The sequence below is a fragment of the Pseudomonas sp. GW822-FHT02G04 genome (assembly GCF_058802085.1).
The window spans coordinates 36,535-51,839 of record NZ_JBXANU010000037.1 but is presented as its reverse complement, the minus strand read 5'-3'; the positions used below and the strand labels follow the sequence as shown (position 1 = coordinate 51,839).

15 protein-coding genes are annotated in these 15,305 nt (G+C 59.8%); 9 read left to right on the top strand and 6 right to left on the bottom strand.

Annotated features, from left to right (window positions below; all coding sequences use genetic code 11):
• Positions 1-200 precede the first annotated feature (200 nt).
• From AC1RO5_RS28930 to AC1RO5_RS28915, 4 genes are all read left to right on the top strand, one after another.
• Positions 201-860, top strand: a complete 660-nt coding sequence (locus AC1RO5_RS28930) for a paraquat-inducible protein A (protein WP_007941210.1) — start codon at positions 201-203, stop codon at positions 858-860.
• Positions 847-1,470, top strand: coding sequence for a paraquat-inducible protein A (locus AC1RO5_RS28925; RefSeq protein ID WP_493179101.1), 624 nt, complete (start codon positions 847-849; stop codon positions 1,468-1,470). Before AC1RO5_RS28930 ends, AC1RO5_RS28925 begins: the two co-directional genes overlap by 14 nt.
• Positions 1,463-3,766 (top strand): PqiB family protein, encoded by a 2,304-nt coding sequence (locus AC1RO5_RS28920; RefSeq protein ID WP_493179099.1) that lies wholly within the window; start codon positions 1,463-1,465, stop codon positions 3,764-3,766. The genes AC1RO5_RS28925 and AC1RO5_RS28920 overlap by 8 nt, the downstream gene beginning before the upstream one ends.
• Positions 3,767-3,896: 130 nt before the next feature.
• Positions 3,897-4,838 carry an AEC family transporter gene (locus AC1RO5_RS28915; RefSeq protein ID WP_493179097.1) on the top strand — a complete coding sequence of 314 codons (942 nt, stop codon included), beginning with the start codon at positions 3,897-3,899 and terminating at the stop codon, positions 4,836-4,838.
• Positions 4,839-4,868: 30 nt separating this feature from the next.
• Here the strand turns inward: AC1RO5_RS28915 and AC1RO5_RS28910 are convergent, their stop codons facing one another.
• From AC1RO5_RS28910 to gatC, 6 genes are all read right to left on the bottom strand, one after another.
• On the bottom strand, positions 4,869-5,249 hold the full coding sequence (locus AC1RO5_RS28910; protein ID WP_007941215.1) for a carboxymuconolactone decarboxylase family protein: 381 nt from the start codon (positions 5,247-5,249) through the stop codon (positions 4,869-4,871).
• Positions 5,246-6,307 carry a calcium/sodium antiporter gene (locus AC1RO5_RS28905; RefSeq protein ID WP_493179095.1) on the bottom strand — a complete coding sequence of 354 codons (1,062 nt, stop codon included), beginning with the start codon at positions 6,305-6,307 and terminating at the stop codon, positions 5,246-5,248. The genes AC1RO5_RS28910 and AC1RO5_RS28905 overlap by 4 nt, the downstream gene beginning before the upstream one ends.
• Positions 6,308-6,357: 50 nt before the next feature.
• The gene (locus AC1RO5_RS28900; protein ID WP_007941217.1) at positions 6,358-6,732 is read right to left on the bottom strand and encodes a septal ring lytic transglycosylase RlpA family protein; all 375 of its coding nucleotides are present in this window, start codon (positions 6,730-6,732) and stop codon (positions 6,358-6,360) included.
• 133 nt (positions 6,733-6,865) lie between these two features.
• Positions 6,866-8,311, bottom strand: a complete 1,446-nt coding sequence (gene gatB, locus AC1RO5_RS28895; RefSeq protein WP_019647645.1) for an Asp-tRNA(Asn)/Glu-tRNA(Gln) amidotransferase subunit GatB — start codon at positions 8,309-8,311, stop codon at positions 6,866-6,868.
• Between the two features lie 10 nt (positions 8,312-8,321).
• A complete protein-coding gene (gene gatA / locus AC1RO5_RS28890) occupies positions 8,322-9,773 on the bottom strand; it encodes an Asp-tRNA(Asn)/Glu-tRNA(Gln) amidotransferase subunit GatA (RefSeq protein WP_493179093.1) in 1,452 nt (483 codons plus the stop codon).
• A 16-nt stretch (positions 9,774-9,789) separates the two neighbouring features.
• Entirely contained in the window at positions 9,790-10,077 is a 288-nt protein-coding gene (gene gatC / locus AC1RO5_RS28885; RefSeq protein ID WP_007901429.1) for an Asp-tRNA(Asn)/Glu-tRNA(Gln) amidotransferase subunit GatC, read from the bottom strand.
• A 210-nt stretch (positions 10,078-10,287) separates the two neighbouring features.
• Between gatC and mreB the strand changes: the two genes are divergently transcribed.
• The 5 genes from mreB to rng all read left to right on the top strand — a co-directional run bounded on the left by mreB (position 10,288) and on the right by rng (position 15,293).
• Positions 10,288-11,325: a rod shape-determining protein MreB gene (gene mreB, locus AC1RO5_RS28880; RefSeq protein WP_002555108.1), complete on the top strand. Its 1,038-nt coding sequence runs from the start codon at positions 10,288-10,290 to the stop codon at positions 11,323-11,325.
• Between the two features lie 143 nt (positions 11,326-11,468).
• Complete coding sequence (mreC, locus tag AC1RO5_RS28875) at positions 11,469-12,599, top strand: rod shape-determining protein MreC (RefSeq protein WP_493179102.1); 1,131 nt, start codon at positions 11,469-11,471, stop codon at positions 12,597-12,599.
• Entirely contained in the window at positions 12,599-13,090 is a 492-nt protein-coding gene (gene mreD / locus AC1RO5_RS28870; protein ID WP_105340069.1) for a rod shape-determining protein MreD, read from the top strand. Before mreC ends, mreD begins: the two co-directional genes overlap by 1 nt.
• Positions 13,091-13,181: 91 nt before the next feature.
• Positions 13,182-13,778, top strand: a complete 597-nt coding sequence (locus AC1RO5_RS28865; protein ID WP_493179091.1) for a Maf family protein — start codon at positions 13,182-13,184, stop codon at positions 13,776-13,778.
• Positions 13,779-13,835: 57 nt separating this feature from the next.
• Positions 13,836-15,293 (top strand): ribonuclease G, encoded by a 1,458-nt coding sequence (gene rng, locus AC1RO5_RS28860; RefSeq protein WP_019647649.1) that lies wholly within the window; start codon positions 13,836-13,838, stop codon positions 15,291-15,293.
• The last annotated feature ends 12 nt before the right edge of the window (positions 15,294-15,305 follow it).

The window sequence follows — 15,305 nt, the reverse complement described above, 5'->3', positions numbered from 1 at the left end:
GCCGATGGTAGTGTGGGGTTTCCCCATGTGAGAGTAGGTCATCGTCAAGATTAAATTCCGAAACCCCTATCTGCGTACGCAGGTAGGGGTTTTGTTTTGCCCGCAGAAAAAGTCTACTTCGCTGACGACACAAAATTGCACAGTTATTTTCGAGTCAGGACACTAGAATAGGTCCAACATTTTTTGGAACCAGAGCCTTTATGCCAGATCCGGTTGACGCCCCTGGGCTGTCAGATTTACCACTGGACGGTTTGGTGGCGTGTCATGAGTGCGACTTGCTGATGCGCAAGCCTGAACTCGCCCATGGTGAGAAGGCCATTTGTCCACGCTGCGGTTATGAGCTGTATGCCCATCGGCACAATGTCGTGCAGCGCAGTCTCGCCTTGGTCATTGCCGCACTGTTGTTGTATATCCCCGCGAACTTTTTACCCATCATGCAGCTCCATCTACTCGGGCAGTCATCGAATGACACTGTCTGGAGCGGTGTTGTCGGCCTGTTCGATACCGGTATGCAGGGCGTAGCAGCAGTGGTATTTCTCTGCAGCATGGGGATTCCGCTGCTCAAACTGCTCTGCCAATTGGTGGTGCTGCTGAGTATCCGCTTCGATATCGGACGCAGCTACGGTTTGCTGCTCTACCGCATTTATCACCATCTACGGGACTGGGGGATGCTCGAGGTTTACCTCATGGGCGTGCTGGTCGCGATCGTCAAATTGGCCGATATGGCGGCGATTACCGTAGGTCTTGGCCTGGCGTGCTTTATCAGTTTGTTGTTGGTCCAGGTCTGGCTGGAGGTGGTGATGTCACCACATCAGATCTGGCAGGCTTTATCAGGAGAGGATGCCCATGCGGGCGATTGATGCGGGCATTCTGATTTGTGCCGAATGCCACGAGTTGAACAAGCAGGAAGCCGACACCGACGAGCAGGTCTGCACCCGCTGTGGTGCGTTGGTTCATGCCCGCCGACCGAACAGCCTGATGCGTACCTGGGCGCTGCTGGTCACGGCTGCGATTATTTATATCCCGGCCAATGTGCTACCGATCATGACTGTCAGTTCCCTGGGGCAGGGTGATCCGAGCACCATTATGTCCGGCGTGATCCAACTGGTTCAGCACGGCATGATTCCAATCGCGGCTGTGGTTTTTATCGCCAGTATTCTGGTACCTACGTTCAAACTGGTGGGCATCGGGTTGCTGCTGTTTTCGGTGCAACGCCGCCAGCCACTCTCGGCACGCCAACGTATATGGATGTACCGCTTTATCGAGTTCATCGGCCGCTGGTCGATGCTCGATATTTTTGTGATCGCCATCCTGGTGGCGGTTGTGAATTTCGGACGGCTTGCCAGCGTCGAAGCCAATCTTGGCGCCATCGCCTTCGCCAGTGTGGTGATTCTGACGATGCTTGCCGCAGTAACTTTCGATCCCCGACTGATTTGGGATAACACGGAGTCGGACGACGACCATGACTGATTTGCCTACAGCGAAAACCCGACCGGCCTCTAACTGGTCTGCCATTTGGGTATTGCCCCTGATCGCCTTGCTCATTGGCGGCTGGCTCGCCTGGCGCGCCTATAGCGAGACAGGCATCGAGATCCATGTGCGCTTCGAAAGCGGCGAAGGTATTCAGGCCAATAAAACCGAAGTCGTTTACAAAGGTATGTCGGTCGGTAAGGTGAAAGCCCTCACACTCGATGACGAAGGCAGCTCCAAAGGCGTGATCGCCACCATCGAGATGAATAAGGACGTGGAGCAATACCTCAGGACCAGCACGCGTTTCTGGCTGGTCAAGCCGAGCGTAACCCTGGCCGGTATCACGGGCCTGGAGACGCTGGTCTCGGGTAACTATGTGGCCGTCAGCCCGGGAGAGGGCGAACCGACCCGCAAGTTCAAGGCCCTGGCCGAAGAGCCGCCGCTGTCGGACGCCAAGCCTGGTTTGCACCTGACCATCAAGGCTGATCGTCTCGGTTCGCTGAATCGCGGTAGCCCGGTGTTCTACAAGCAGATCCAGGTCGGTCAGATTAAAAGCTACTTGCTGTCCGCGGACCAGAACACTGTTGAACTCAAAGTCTTCATCGAACCGACCTACGCCGGTCTGGTACGCAAACACACGCGTTTCTGGAATGCCAGCGGTATCAGCATCGATGCCAATCTGTCCGGTGTGAAAGTGCGTAGCGAGTCCCTCGCCAGCATCGTCGCCGGTGGTATTGCGTTTGCCACACCGGAAAACCGCAAGGACAGCCCGCCCACCGATCCAAGCCTGCCGTTCCGTCTCTACGAAGACTTCGATGCAGCTGCCGCCGGCATTCGGGTCAAGGTCAAACTCAGCGATTTCGAAGGCCTGCAGGCCGGTCGTACGCCAGTAATGTACAAAGGCATCCAGGTCGGCAATCTGAAAGCGCTCAAGGTTGACCCGGACCTGTCCAGTGCGACCGCCGAGCTGACGCTCGACCCATTGGCCGAAGATTACCTGGTCACCGGCACGCAGTTCTGGGTGGTCAAACCGTCGATTTCGCTCGCCGGTATCACCGGTCTGGAAGCGTTGGTCAAAGGTAACTACATCGCCGTGCGCCCTGGCGACAAGGGCGGCGCACCGCAGCGCGAGTTCGAAGCCCGGGCCAAGGCGCCGCCGCTGGATCTGCGTTCGCCGGGCTTGCACCTGGTGCTGTTCACCGAAAACCTCGGTTCACTGGAAGTCGGCAGTCCGATTCTCTACAAGCAGGTCAAGGTGGGGTCGGTGCAGAGCTACCAGTTCTCCCGCACCAAAAAGCAGTTGGTGATTGGTGTGCACATCGAGAAGGAATACGAAGGGCTGGTCAACGCCTCGACGCGCTTCTGGAATGCCAGCGGCATTACGCTGACGGGTGGGCTGACCGGCGGCATCCAGGTCAAAAGTGAGTCGTTGCAAAGTCTGATGGCCGGCGGCATTGCTTTCGAAACCCCGGAAGCCAAAGCGCCGTTGCAGAAGCGTATTCCTCGTTTCCGCCTGTTCGCCAGCCATGAAGAGGCAAACCAGAAAGGCGCCGTGGTGACGATCAGGGTCGATCGCGCCGATGGTCTGCGCACGGGCACCCCGATTCGGTTCAAAGGCCTGGACGTCGGCAAGATCGAAGACGTCGACCTCAGTGACGACCTGCAATCGGTGCTGCTGACCGCGCGGATCACTGAGGTGCCGGAGCGTATTGCTCGGGCGGGCAGCCAGTTCTGGGTGGTCAAACCTGAGTTGGGTCTGATCAAGACGTCCAACCTTGAGACGCTGGTGACCGGGCAGTACATCGAAGTGCAACCGGCGCCGAAGAACCTCGGTCCGCAAAAGGACTTCGTAGCCCTGACCAATCCCCCGGAAACCGCCAAGGAAGAGGCCGGTTTGAGCCTGGTATTGAGTGCTGCTCGTCGAGGCTCGCTGAAGACCGGTGTGCCCGTCACCTATCGCGAAATCACGGTGGGCAAGGTGACTGGCTATGAACTGGGCCAGACGGCGGATCGAGTGTTGGTGCACATCCTGATCGAGCCGAAGTACGCGCCATTGGTGCGCAGTGGCACGCGGTTCTGGAACACCAGTGGTTTTGGTTTTGACTACGGCTTGTTCAAAGGCGCAACCATACGCACCGAATCGCTGGAGACGCTGATCCAGGGCGGTATCGCCTTTGCCACACCGGATGGCGACCGGATGGGTGTCCCGGCGCGGCCTGAGCAAACGTTCCCGCTGTTCGACAAGTTTGAAGATGAATGGCTGACTTGGGCGCCGAAGATTTCTATCGGTAAGTAACCCGAGGTTAATTTGGCGTTTATCAGGACGTCTTCGCGGGCAAGCCCGCGAAGACCGTCTACCAGACGCCGACGTCTCCACTGGCTTATCATTAGCCCCCTAACGACGCCCACCCAAGGTTCCCCCCGGCATGCTGGCTATTTTCCTCGAAACCCTGAACATCACTGCGCCGGTGTTTGCCATGCTGTTTCTGGGTGTGCTGCTCAAGCGCATCGACTGGATCAACGACAACTTCATCCATACTGCGTCGGCCCTGGTGTTCAATGTCACCATGCCGGCGTTGCTGTTTCTGGGCATCTTGCATGCCGACCTGCACGCTGCGCTGCAACCGGCGCTGCTGATCTACTTCTCGGTCGCGACCCTGATGTGCTTTGCAATTGCCTGGGGTTGGGCGATCTGGAAATGCCCGCGGGAAGATCGGGGCATTTACACCCAAGGCGCGTTTCGCGGCAATAACGGGGTAATCGGCCTGGCCCTGGCGGCGAGCATGTACGGCGACTATGGCATTTCCCTTGGGGCGATTCTCGCGGCGCTGGTGATCCTGTTTTACAACACGCTCTCAACCATTGTGCTGGCGGTCTACAGCCCGGTGATCAAGTCTGATCCGTGGAGCATCTGCAAAAGTGTGATGGCCAATCCGCTGGTCATCAGTGTGATTGCGGCCGCACCATTTGCCTGGTTCCAGATCGGCTTGCCGGGATGGCTGGAGAGGTCCGGTCAATATTTGGCGCAAACCACCTTGCCATTGGCATTGATCTGCATCGGTGGCACGTTGTCGCTGGCGGCAATGCGCAAAAGCGGCACGATGGCGCTGAGTTCAAGTCTGGTGAAGATGATCGGCCTGCCGGTGCTGGCGACACTCGGCGCCTGGCCCTGGGGCTTTCGTGGGGCGGAGTTGGGGATTCTGTTTCTGTACTTCGGCAGCCCGACCGCTGCGGCCAGTTTCGTCATGGCCCGGCAGGCCAATGGCAATCATGAACTGGCGGCGGCGATCATCGTGATTACTACACTGATGGCGGCGGTCACCACCAACATCGGGATCTTTTTGTTGCAGTGGGGTGGGTGGATCTAACCTCGGGATTTGCGGCGTTCTTCAGGTCGCCTACTCCGGCTTCTGATAGGTATCGATCACTTCCTGCGCCGCCCGAAATGCATCGATCGCCGCCGGCACGCCGGCATACACCGCGCAATGCAGCAGCGCTTCGCGAATCTCTTCCACCGTACAACCGTTGTTCAACGCACCGCGCACATGGCCTTTCAATTCTTGCGGGCACTTCAACGCGGTCAGCGCAGCGAGAGTGATCAGGCTGCGGGTTTTCAGTGGCAAACCTTCACGGTTCCATACGCCGCCCCAGGCGTGCTCATTGACGAAGTCCTGTAGCGGCTGGGTGAATTCGGTGGCGTTGCCCAAGGCGCGGTCGACGAACGCGTCGCCCATCACTTGGCGGCGGATTTCAACCCCAGGCTTCTTATCAGTGCTCATGGCAATTCCTTCTTGTGGTGTTGGCGACGCCAGGCGCGAAGCGAGGTGAACAGCAAAAACGCCACCAGCGCCGGCAGAACGAAAAACAGCATCAGGTGTTCAAGCTTGCCGGCCAGCGGCATGCCCGTGGTGAACGACACCACGTGCAGCCCATAGGCAAGGTACAAGCCCAAAAACAGCAGGCCTTCGGCGCGGGTCACCCGGTAGCCGGAATAGAACACCGGCAGGCACAGCACCGCGACTCCGAGCATCACCGGCAAATCGAAATCCAGCGCGTTGGGCGAGACCGACAGCGGTGACGGCGCGATCAACGCGGTCAGCCCAAGTACGCCCAAGAGGTTGAACAGGTTGCTGCCGATCACGTTGCCCACCGCGATGTCTCGTTGGCCACGCAACGCGGCGATCAACGAAGTGGCCAGTTCCGGCAGGGACGTGCTGACGGCGACGATGGTCAGGCCGATGATCCGCTCCGACAACCCCAGGTCGGTCGCGACCGCCACTGCGGCGCCGAGCAGCAAGTGCCCGGCGAACACCAGCATTGCCAACCCGGCGACAATCATCAGCAGACTGCTGAACCACGGTGCCTGCGGCGCTTCATGAGCCCCCGATGGCGGACGGGCCGAGTGCCGTGACTGACGCAGTAGCAAGCCCAGATACAGCGCCAGCGCTGTCAGCAGCAGCACGCCGTCGGCCCGAGTCAGTTCTTCATTCCACGCCAGTACGAACACCAACAGGCTGGCGCCGATCATCAATGGAATATCCAGGCGTACCAATTGCCGCGAAACCCGCAGCGGAATAATCAGTGCCGAGAGCCCGAGGGTGACGAGGATGTTGAAGATGCTGCTGCCGATCACGCTGCCGACGGCGATGTCGGCGTTTTGCGCCAGGGTGGCTTGCAGGCTGACCGCCATCTGCGGCGCGCTGCTGCCGAGGGCCACAATGGTCAGGCCGATGATCAGTGGCCGCACATGCAGGCTCGCGGCCAGGCGTACCGCGGCGCGCACCATCAGTTCGGCGCCGGCGATCAGTAAAAACAGACCGCTGAGCAATTCAATCACGCTGATCAGGGGTAAATCGGCCAGTCCGAAAATAGTCAGCGCTCCGTCTATCAGTCGTCGAGGGCTTGCACGCGAACCTTCGCGGTGCCACTGCGCAGCATGCCCAACTGTTCGGCCGCTTCGCGGGACACGTCGATCAGGCGTCCACGGGAATATGGCCCGCGGTCGTTGATACGCACCACGCAGGACCTGTCGTTATTCAGGTTGGTAATCTTCACTCGGGTGCCGAACGGCAACTGGCGATGGGCGGCGGTCAGGCCATGCTGGTTGAAACGCTCACCGCTGGCGGTGCGTTTGCCATGATGTTTGGCGCCGTAATACGAAGCCGTGCCGGTCTTGTCGTAGCCGTGTGGATCGATGGTATCCGTACTGGCGCAACCAGCCAGCAGGGAGAGCAGGGCGCAGGCGCTTAGCAGACGTTTCATTAGGGTGACCCCATGATCGTTCCCACGCTCCGCGTGGGAATACAGCCCGTGACGCTCCGCGTCACAAAAGCGGACGCAGAGCGTCCAATGAGGCGTTCCCACGCAGAGCGTGGGAACGATCACTTGAACGCAATCAGCCTTCGAGCTTGCTTTTAAGCAGTTCGTTGACCTGTTGCGGGTTGGCCTTGCCTTTGGAGGCTTTCATGGCCTGGCCGACGAAGAAGCCGAACATCTTGCCGCGTTTGGCTTCGTCTGCCGCGCGGTACTGTTCGACCTGTTCAGCATTGGCCGCGAGCATCTCGTCCAGTACCGCCGAGATTGCGCCGGTGTCGGTCACTTGCTTGAGGCCGCGCTTGTCGATGATTTCGTCCGCGCTGCCTTCGCCGTTGGCCATGGCTTCAAACACCACTTTGGCGATTTTGCCGGAGATGGTGTTGTCCTTGATGCGCAGCAGCATGCCGCCCAGTTGCTCGGCCGAAACCGGCGACTGGTCGATGTCCAGGCCTTGCTTGTTCAACAGGCTGCCCAGTTCAACCATCACCCAGTTGGCTGCCAGTTTGGCGTCGCCACTGATGCTCACGACTTTCTCGAAGTAATCGGCTTGCTCACGGCTGGTAGCCAGGACGCTGGCGTCATACACCGACAGCCCGAACTGCGCCTGGAAGCGCTCGCGTTTCTGCGGTGGCAGCTCCGGCAGGGTGGCGCGTACGTCATTGAGGAACGAGTCCTCGATGACCACCGGCAGCAAGTCCGGATCGGGGAAGTAACGGTAGTCGTTGGCTTCCTCTTTACTGCGCATCGGACGGGTTTCGTCCTTGTTCGGATCGTACAGGCGAGTCTGCTGGATCACCTTGCCGCCGTCTTCGATCAGCTCGATCTGGCGCTGTACTTCGCTGTTGATCGCCTTCTCGATGAAACGGAACGAGTTAACGTTCTTGATCTCGCAGCGAGTACCGAACTCGGCCTGGCCTTTCGGACGGATCGACACGTTGCAGTCGCAACGCAGCGAGCCTTCGGCCATGTTGCCGTCGCAGATGCCCAGGTAGCGTACCAGCGCGTGGATCGCCTTGACGTAAGCCACGGCTTCCTTGGCGCTGCGCATGTCTGGCTCGGAAACGATTTCCAGCAGCGGCGTGCCGGCACGGTTCAGGTCGATGCCAGTGGCGCCGCTGAATTCTTCGTGCAGGCTTTTACCAGCGTCTTCTTCCAGGTGCGCGCGAGTGATGCCGACGCGTTTGACCGTGCCGTCTTCGAGGGCGATGTCCAGGTGGCCCTTGCCGACGATCGGCAATTCCATCTGGCTGATCTGGTAGCCCTTGGGCAGGTCCGGGTAGAAGTAGTTTTTGCGGGCGAACACGTTGTGTTGACCGATCTCGGCATCGATGGCCAGGCCGAACATCACCGCCATGCGCACCGCTTCCTGGTTCAGCACCGGCAATACGCCGGGCATGCCGAGGTCGACCAGGCTGGCCTGGGTGTTCGGCTCGGAACCGAAGGTGGTGGAACTACCGGAAAAGATTTTCGACCGGGTGGTGAGCTGGGTATGAATCTCCAGCCCGATCACGACTTCCCATTGCATGTGTTTCTCCTCAGAAGCCGGTTGGGGCGCGGGTGTGCCAGTCAGTGTTCAACTGATACTGGTGCGCAACGTTGAGCAAGCGGCCTTCCTGGAAATACGGGGCGAGCAGTTGCACGCCGACCGGCAGGCCATCGACAAAACCTGCAGGCATGGACAAGCCCGGCAGACCGGCGAGGTTGGCGGTGATGGTGTAGACGTCTTCCAGGTACGCGGCGACCGGGTCGTTGTTCTTGGCGCCGAGCTTCCAGGCCGGGTTCGGCGTGGTTGGGCCGAGGATGATGTCGACCTCATTGAAGGCAGCCATGAAGTCGTTCTTGATCAAGCGACGGATCTTCTGCGCCTTCAGGTAGTAGGCGTCGTAGTAACCGGCCGACAACGCATAGGCGCCGACCATGATCCGGCGCTGCACTTCCGGGCCGAAACCTTCGCCACGGGAACGCTTGTACAGGTCTTCAAGGTTTTTCGGGTCTTCGCAGCGATAGCCGAAACGCACGCCATCGAAACGCGACAGGTTGGAGGACGCTTCCGCCGGGGCGATCACGTAGTACGCAGGAATCGCGTGCTGCATGTTCGGCAGGCTGATTTCCTTGATCACGGCGCCGAGCTTTTTCAGCTCTTCAACGCTGGCCATGATCAGGTCGGCGATGCGCGGGTCCAGACCGGCGCTGAAGTATTCCTTCGGCACGCCGATGCGCAGGCCTTGCAGCGAACCGTTGAGTGCGGCGCTGTAATCCGGCACGGGCTCGTCGATGCTGGTGGAATCCTGCGGGTCGAAACCGGCCATGCCTTGCAGCAGGATCGCGCAGTCTTCGGCGGTGCGGGCGAGGGGGCCGCCCTGATCGAGGCTGGACGCGTAGGCGATCATGCCCCAGCGCGAAACACGACCGTACGTCGGTTTCAGGCCGGTGAGGTTGGTCAGCGCGGCGGGCTGACGAATGGAGCCGCCAGTGTCGGTGCCAGTCGCCGCCGGCAACAGACGAGCGGCCACCGCCGCCGCCGAACCGCCGGACGAACCGCCCGGAACGTATTCCAGGTTCCACGGGTTTTTCACCGCGCCGTAGTAGCTCGACTCGTTGGCCGACCCCATGGCGAATTCGTCCATGTTGGTCTTGCCCAGGGTCACAGCCCCGGCAGCGGCCAGTTTGGCGACCACGGTGGCGTCGTACGGTGCTTTAAAGTTGTCGAGCATCTTCGAGCCGCAGCTGGTGCGGATGCCCTGGGTGCAGAACAGGTCTTTGTGGGCGATCGGCGCGCCGAGCAGGGCGCCGCTCTCACCGTTGGCCCGACGTGCGTCAGCGGCTTTCGCCTGCTGCAGCGCCAGGTCTTCGGTGAGGCTGATGAAACTGTTGAGCTGCGGGTCGAGCTGGGCGATGCGCGCCAGCAGGACTTTGGTCAGCTCTTCGGAAGAAAACTTTTTATCGGCGAGTCCGCGGGCGATCTCGGCCAGAGTCAATTGATGCATTGCAGGCTCTTTCCCTTTAGTCGATGACTTTCGGAACCAGGTACAGGCCGTTTTCGACCGCTGGTGCGATGGACTGATAGGCCTCGCGATGATTGGTCTCGGTCACGACGTCTGCACGCAGGCGCTGGCTGGCTTCCAGTGGGTGGGCCAGCGGCTCGATACCGTCGGTATTGACCGCTTGCATTTCGTCGACCAGCCCGAGAATGCTGTTCAGGGCCGAAGTGATGTGTGGAAGATCGGCATCATTGAGGCCAAGGCAGGCCAAATGAGCGATTTTTTCCACGTCGGAGCGTTCAAGCGCCATGGGATTCTCCAGTGGAAAACAAAACGGACCGCGTCCGTGTGTTAGATTGTCGGAACACTACCGCATATCTACGGTCTCAAGGCCGCGATTGTGGTGCTTGGTGCACAGAAAAGCAGCCAATTTAACATATTGGCGCCTTGCCCAAAATCCCTGTCGTTGTTAGAGTTTGCCGCACTTTTTTACCCACGCGTTGCCTAGGGTCCCTTTCCCATGTTCAAGAAACTGCGTGGCATGTTTTCCAGCGATCTTTCCATTGACCTGGGCACTGCCAACACCCTTATTTACGTGCGCGAGCGCGGTATCGTCCTGAATGAGCCATCGGTTGTGGCTATTCGGACACACGGTAACCAGAAAAGTGTCGTTGCTGTCGGCACCGAGGCCAAGCGCATGCTCGGTCGTACGCCGGGCAATATTGCAGCCATTCGTCCGATGAAGGACGGCGTGATCGCCGACTTCAGCGTTTGCGAAAAAATGCTGCAGTACTTTATCAACAAGGTTCACGAGAACAGCTTTTTGCAGCCTAGCCCTCGTGTGCTGATCTGCGTTCCATGCAAATCCACCCAGGTTGAGCGTCGTGCCATCCGTGAGTCGGCCCTCGGTGCCGGTGCCCGTGAAGTGTTCCTGATCGAAGAGCCAATGGCTGCTGCGATCGGTGCCGGCCTGCCGGTTGAAGAAGCTCGCGGTTCGATGGTTGTCGATATCGGTGGCGGTACCACTGAAATCGCGCTGATCTCCCTCAACGGTGTGGTCTATGCCGAATCCGTACGGGTTGGCGGCGACCGCTTCGACGAAGCGATCATCACCTACGTGCGTCGCAACTACGGCAGCCTGATCGGCGAATCCACCGCCGAGCGTATCAAACAGGAAATCGGTACGGCCTACCCGGGCGGCGAAGTTCGTGAAGTCGACGTTCGTGGCCGTAACCTGGCCGAAGGCGTTCCACGCGCATTCACCCTGAACTCCAACGAAGTGCTGGAAGCTCTGCAAGAGTCGCTGGCTACCATCGTTCAGGCAGTGAAAAGTGCGCTGGAGCAATCGCCTCCGGAACTGGCTTCCGATATCGCCGAACGTGGTCTGGTACTGACCGGTGGTGGCGCCTTGCTGCGCGACCTCGACAAGTTGCTGGCCCAGGAAACCGGTCTGCCGGTGATCGTCGCCGAAGACCCGCTGACCTGCGTTGCTCGCGGTGGTGGCCGTGCATTGGAAATGATGGATAAACACACCATGGACCTGCTGTCGAGCGAGTGATCTCGCCCGATGCATCTATGCTGGTGAGCCCGCAGGCAGCACTTTGCAGTGCTGCCTGTTGGCGTTTATCTTCTGTCAGTCTGCATCCAGGCCGGTTTGATGCCGTATGAATAAAGAGAACATTTGCCTGGGAGGAGCGGCTTATTAAACCGCTTTTCACCAAAGGCCCCTCACTGGGCGTGCGCTTGTTGGTGCTGGTCGTGCTATCGGTCGCGCTGATGGTGGTCGATGCCCGCTTCACACTGCTCAAGCCAGTGCGTAGCCAAATGTCGCTGGTGCTGATGCAGTCTTACTGGATCACCGACCTGCCGCAGCGGCTATGGCAAGGTGTGGCCAGCCAATTTGGCAGCCGGACCGAGCTGGTCGCCGAAAACGAAAAACTCAAAACCGAAAACCTGCTGTTGCAGGGGCGCATGCAAAAGCTTGCCGCCCTCACCGAGCAGAACGTTCGGCTGCGCGAGTTGCTCAACTCTTCCGCACTGGTCAACGAGAAGGTCGAAGTGGCCGAGTTGATCGGCATGGACCCCAACCCCTTCACCCATCGCATCATCATCAATAAAGGTGAGCGCGACGGTGTGATCCTCGGTCAGCCGGTGCTCGATGCCCGCGGCCTGATGGGGCAGGTGGTCGAGTTGATGCCGTACACCTCGCGCGTACTGTTGCTGACCGACACCACCCACAGCATTCCGGTGCAGGTGAACCGTAACGGTCTGCGGGCGATTGCCAGCGGCACCGGCAACCCGGAGCGCCTTGAGCTACGTCATGTGGCCGATACCGCCGACATTAAAGAAGGCGATCTGCTGGTCAGCTCCGGCCTCGGTCAGCGTTTCCCGGCGGGTTACCCGGTGGCGACGGTCAAGGAAGTGATCCACGATTCCGGTCAGCCGTTTGCCATCGTGCGTGCGGTGCCGACTGCCGCGCTGAACCGCAGCCGTTATTTGCTGTTGGTGTTCAGTGATGGTCGCACAGCCGAGGAGCGCGCCAACGAAGCCGCCCAGGCTCAAGAGGCTCTGGACCGGCAGGGTGGCGGGCCGATCATTCCTGCAACAGTGCCGAAACCGGCCGCGTCGATGATACCGGCTGCTGCTGCAACTCCGGCTACTCCGGCGGCGGCACCTGCTGCCGCGACCCCGGTCAAACCTGCCACGTCCCATCCTGCTGCCGCCAAGCCACCCGCGACGGCACCGACGGCCGCCAAACCCAAACCCGCTGCCGTGAAGCCTGCTGCCAAACCGCCTGTCGCCGCGCCGGCCACCACTGGGGGAACAGAATAATGGGCGGTGCAACTTCCTCCCGAAACGGCTGGATGGTCTGGCTGACTTTCGCCATCGGCATGTTGCTCAGCGTTTCACCGCTGCCGCAATTCATGGAAATCCTGCGTCCTTTGTGGCTGGCCTTGCTGTTGGCCTTTTGGGCGTTGGCCCTGCCGCAGAAAGTCGGCATGGTAACCGCCTGGTGCCTGGGGCTGGCCGAAGACGTGCTGTATGGCACGTTGCTGGGCCAGAACGCGTTGATCCTCACGCTCATTACGTTCCTGGTGCTGTCGCTGCAACAGCGCCTGCGCATGTTCCCGATGTGGCAACAGAGCCTGGTGATTCTGGTGATCTTCGGCCTCGCCCAACTGGTTCAGTTGTGGCTGAGCGCCCTGACCGGTAATCGTCAGCCGACCCTGGCGCTGGTGTTGCCGGCGCTGGTCAGTGCGTTGCTCTGGCCTTGGATCAGCTTCGGTTTGCGCGGTTTGCGTCGACGCTACAAAATCAATTAATTCGGTCAGGCATGTGCTCGCACCCGGTGCCCTGTCTCGCCAAAAAGGAACAGTATTCGTGAGACAGGGCACTAGACAGGGAGATGTCTTGATGAAACAGCTGTACCTCGCCTCAGGCTCGCCGCGTCGGCGTGAACTGCTCACGCAGATCGGCGTGCCGTTCACCGCCATCAGCGCGGACATCGACGAGACCCCTTTCCCTGAAGAGTCCCCATCGGCCTATGTCGAGCGTCTGGCGCGCGGCAAGGCCGAGGTCGGGCGCGGGGCGATCGTGTCCGACGCGGATTTCTGCGTGCTGGGCGCCGACACTGCCGTGGTGCTGGACGGGAAAATTCTCGGCAAGCCGGTGGATGAAGCCGAAGCGTGCGCCATGCTTATGCTGTTGTCCGGGTGTGAGCATGAAGTGCTGACGGCGATTGCGGTGCACGATGGTGAACGTTGCGAGTCTCTGGTGGTGCGCAGTCTGGTGCGTTTTCGCACCATCGGCCACGACGAAGCGGCGGCCTACTGGGCCAGCGGCGAACCCCGGGACAAGGCGGGCGGCTACGGGATTCAAGGGCTGGGCGCGGTGTTCGTCGCCGGGCTCAATGGCAGCTACTCGGCGGTGGTCGGTTTGCCGCTGTGCGAAACCGCAGAACTACTCGGCCATTTCGGCATACCCTGTTGGCAAACCCTTAACGCGCACTGAGCGTCGTACTGACAAGATGCGGCCATTATCGTGAACATGCCTGAACGAGACCCTGCCATGAGTGAAGAGATCCTGATCAACATCACGCCGATGGAATCACGCGTGGCGGTGGTCGAAAACGGTGTTCTGCAAGAGGTCCATGTCGAGCGCACGCAAAAACGCGGGATCGTTGGCAACATCTATAAAGGCAAGGTCGTGCGGGTATTGCCGGGCATGCAGGCCGCCTTCGTCGATATCGGGCTGGACCGCGCCGCATTCATTCACGCCTCGGAAATTTCCCTGCGCGAAGGCCCGGCGGTGGAGAGCATCAGCTCGCTGGTTCACGAAGGCCAAAGCCTGGTGGTGCAAGTCACCAAGGACCCGATCGGCTCCAAAGGCGCACGTCTGACCACGCAACTGTCGATCCCGTCGCGCTATCTGGTGTACATGCCGCGCACTGCCCACGTCGGTATTTCCCTGAAGATCGAAGACGAAGCCGAGCGCGAACGCCTCAAGCAAGTGGTCACCGACTGCGTGGAGAAAGAAGGTATCAAGGAGGCCGGCGGTTTCATTCTGCGTACCGCTGCCGAAGGGGCCGGGGCCGATGAAATCCTCATGGACATCCGTTACCTGCGCAGGCTTTGGGACCAGATCAATGCCCAGATCAAAACCATCAACGCGCCGAGCGTGATCTACGAAGACCTCGGCCTGGCGTTGCGCACCTTGCGCGACCTGGTGAGCCCGAAGATCGAAAAGATCCGCATCGACTCCCGGGAAACCTTCCAGAAAACCACACAGTTCGTCGCCGAACTGATGCCGGAAATCGCCGACCGTCTGGAGCATTATCCGGGCGAACGGCCGATTTTCGACCTGTATGGCGTCGAAGACGAAATCCAGAAAGCCCTGGAGCGCAAGGTGCCGCTCAAATCCGGTGGCTATCTGGTGGTCGACCCGGCGGAAGCCATGAGCACTATCGACGTCAACACCGGAGCCTTCGTCGGTCATCGCAATCTCGAAGAAACCATCTTCAAGACCAACCTCGAAGCCGCCACCGCCATTGCCCGTCAACTGCGTCTGCGCAACCTGGGCGGGATCATCATCATCGACTTCATCGACATGGAAGATGAAGAGCATCAGCGTCAGGTGTTGCGCACCCTCGAGAAGCAACTGGAGCGCGATCACGCCAAGACCAACATCATCGGCATCACCGAGTTGGGCCTGGTGCAGATGACCCGCAAGCGCACCCGCGAAAGTCTCGAGCAAGTGCTGTGCGAACCGTGCAGCAGCTGCCAGGGGCGCGGCAAGCTCAAGACTCCGGAAACCGTGTGCTACGAGATTTTCCGCGAAATCCTGCGTGAGGCCCGTGCCTATCAGGCCGAAGGCTATCGCGTGCTGGCGAACCAGAAAGTGGTCGACCGCTTGCTCGATGAAGAGTCGGGCAACGTCGCCGAACTCGAAGGGTTTATCGGGCGCACCATTCGGTTTCAGGTAGAAACCATGTATTCCCAGGAACAATACGACGTGGTGCTGCTCTGAAGCGTTGTATTT

What these genes read in the sequence shown, in the direction of transcription:
- AC1RO5_RS28930 (WP_007941210.1), top strand. Translation starts at nt 201, where the DNA reads ATGCCAGATCCGGTTGACGCCCCTGGGCTGTCAGATTTACCACTGGAC.
- AC1RO5_RS28925 (WP_493179101.1), top strand. Translation starts at nt 847, where the DNA reads ATGCGGGCGATTGATGCGGGCATTCTGATTTGTGCCGAATGCCACGAG.
- AC1RO5_RS28920 (WP_493179099.1), top strand. Translation starts at nt 1,463, where the DNA reads ATGACTGATTTGCCTACAGCGAAAACCCGACCGGCCTCTAACTGGTCT.
- AC1RO5_RS28915 (WP_493179097.1), top strand. Translation starts at nt 3,897, where the DNA reads ATGCTGGCTATTTTCCTCGAAACCCTGAACATCACTGCGCCGGTGTTT.
- AC1RO5_RS28910 (WP_007941215.1), bottom strand. Translation starts at nt 5,249, where the DNA reads ATGAGCACTGATAAGAAGCCTGGGGTTGAAATCCGCCGCCAAGTGATG.
- AC1RO5_RS28900 (WP_007941217.1), bottom strand. Translation starts at nt 6,732, where the DNA reads ATGAAACGTCTGCTAAGCGCCTGCGCCCTGCTCTCCCTGCTGGCTGGT.
- gatB (WP_019647645.1), bottom strand. Translation starts at nt 8,311, where the DNA reads ATGCAATGGGAAGTCGTGATCGGGCTGGAGATTCATACCCAGCTCACC.
- gatA (WP_493179093.1), bottom strand. Translation starts at nt 9,773, where the DNA reads ATGCATCAATTGACTCTGGCCGAGATCGCCCGCGGACTCGCCGATAAA.
- gatC (WP_007901429.1), bottom strand. Translation starts at nt 10,077, where the DNA reads ATGGCGCTTGAACGCTCCGACGTGGAAAAAATCGCTCATTTGGCCTGC.
- mreB (WP_002555108.1), top strand. Translation starts at nt 10,288, where the DNA reads ATGTTCAAGAAACTGCGTGGCATGTTTTCCAGCGATCTTTCCATTGAC.
- mreD (WP_105340069.1), top strand. Translation starts at nt 12,599, where the DNA reads ATGGGCGGTGCAACTTCCTCCCGAAACGGCTGGATGGTCTGGCTGACT.
- AC1RO5_RS28865 (WP_493179091.1), top strand. Translation starts at nt 13,182, where the DNA reads ATGAAACAGCTGTACCTCGCCTCAGGCTCGCCGCGTCGGCGTGAACTG.
- rng (WP_019647649.1), top strand. Translation starts at nt 13,836, where the DNA reads ATGAGTGAAGAGATCCTGATCAACATCACGCCGATGGAATCACGCGTG.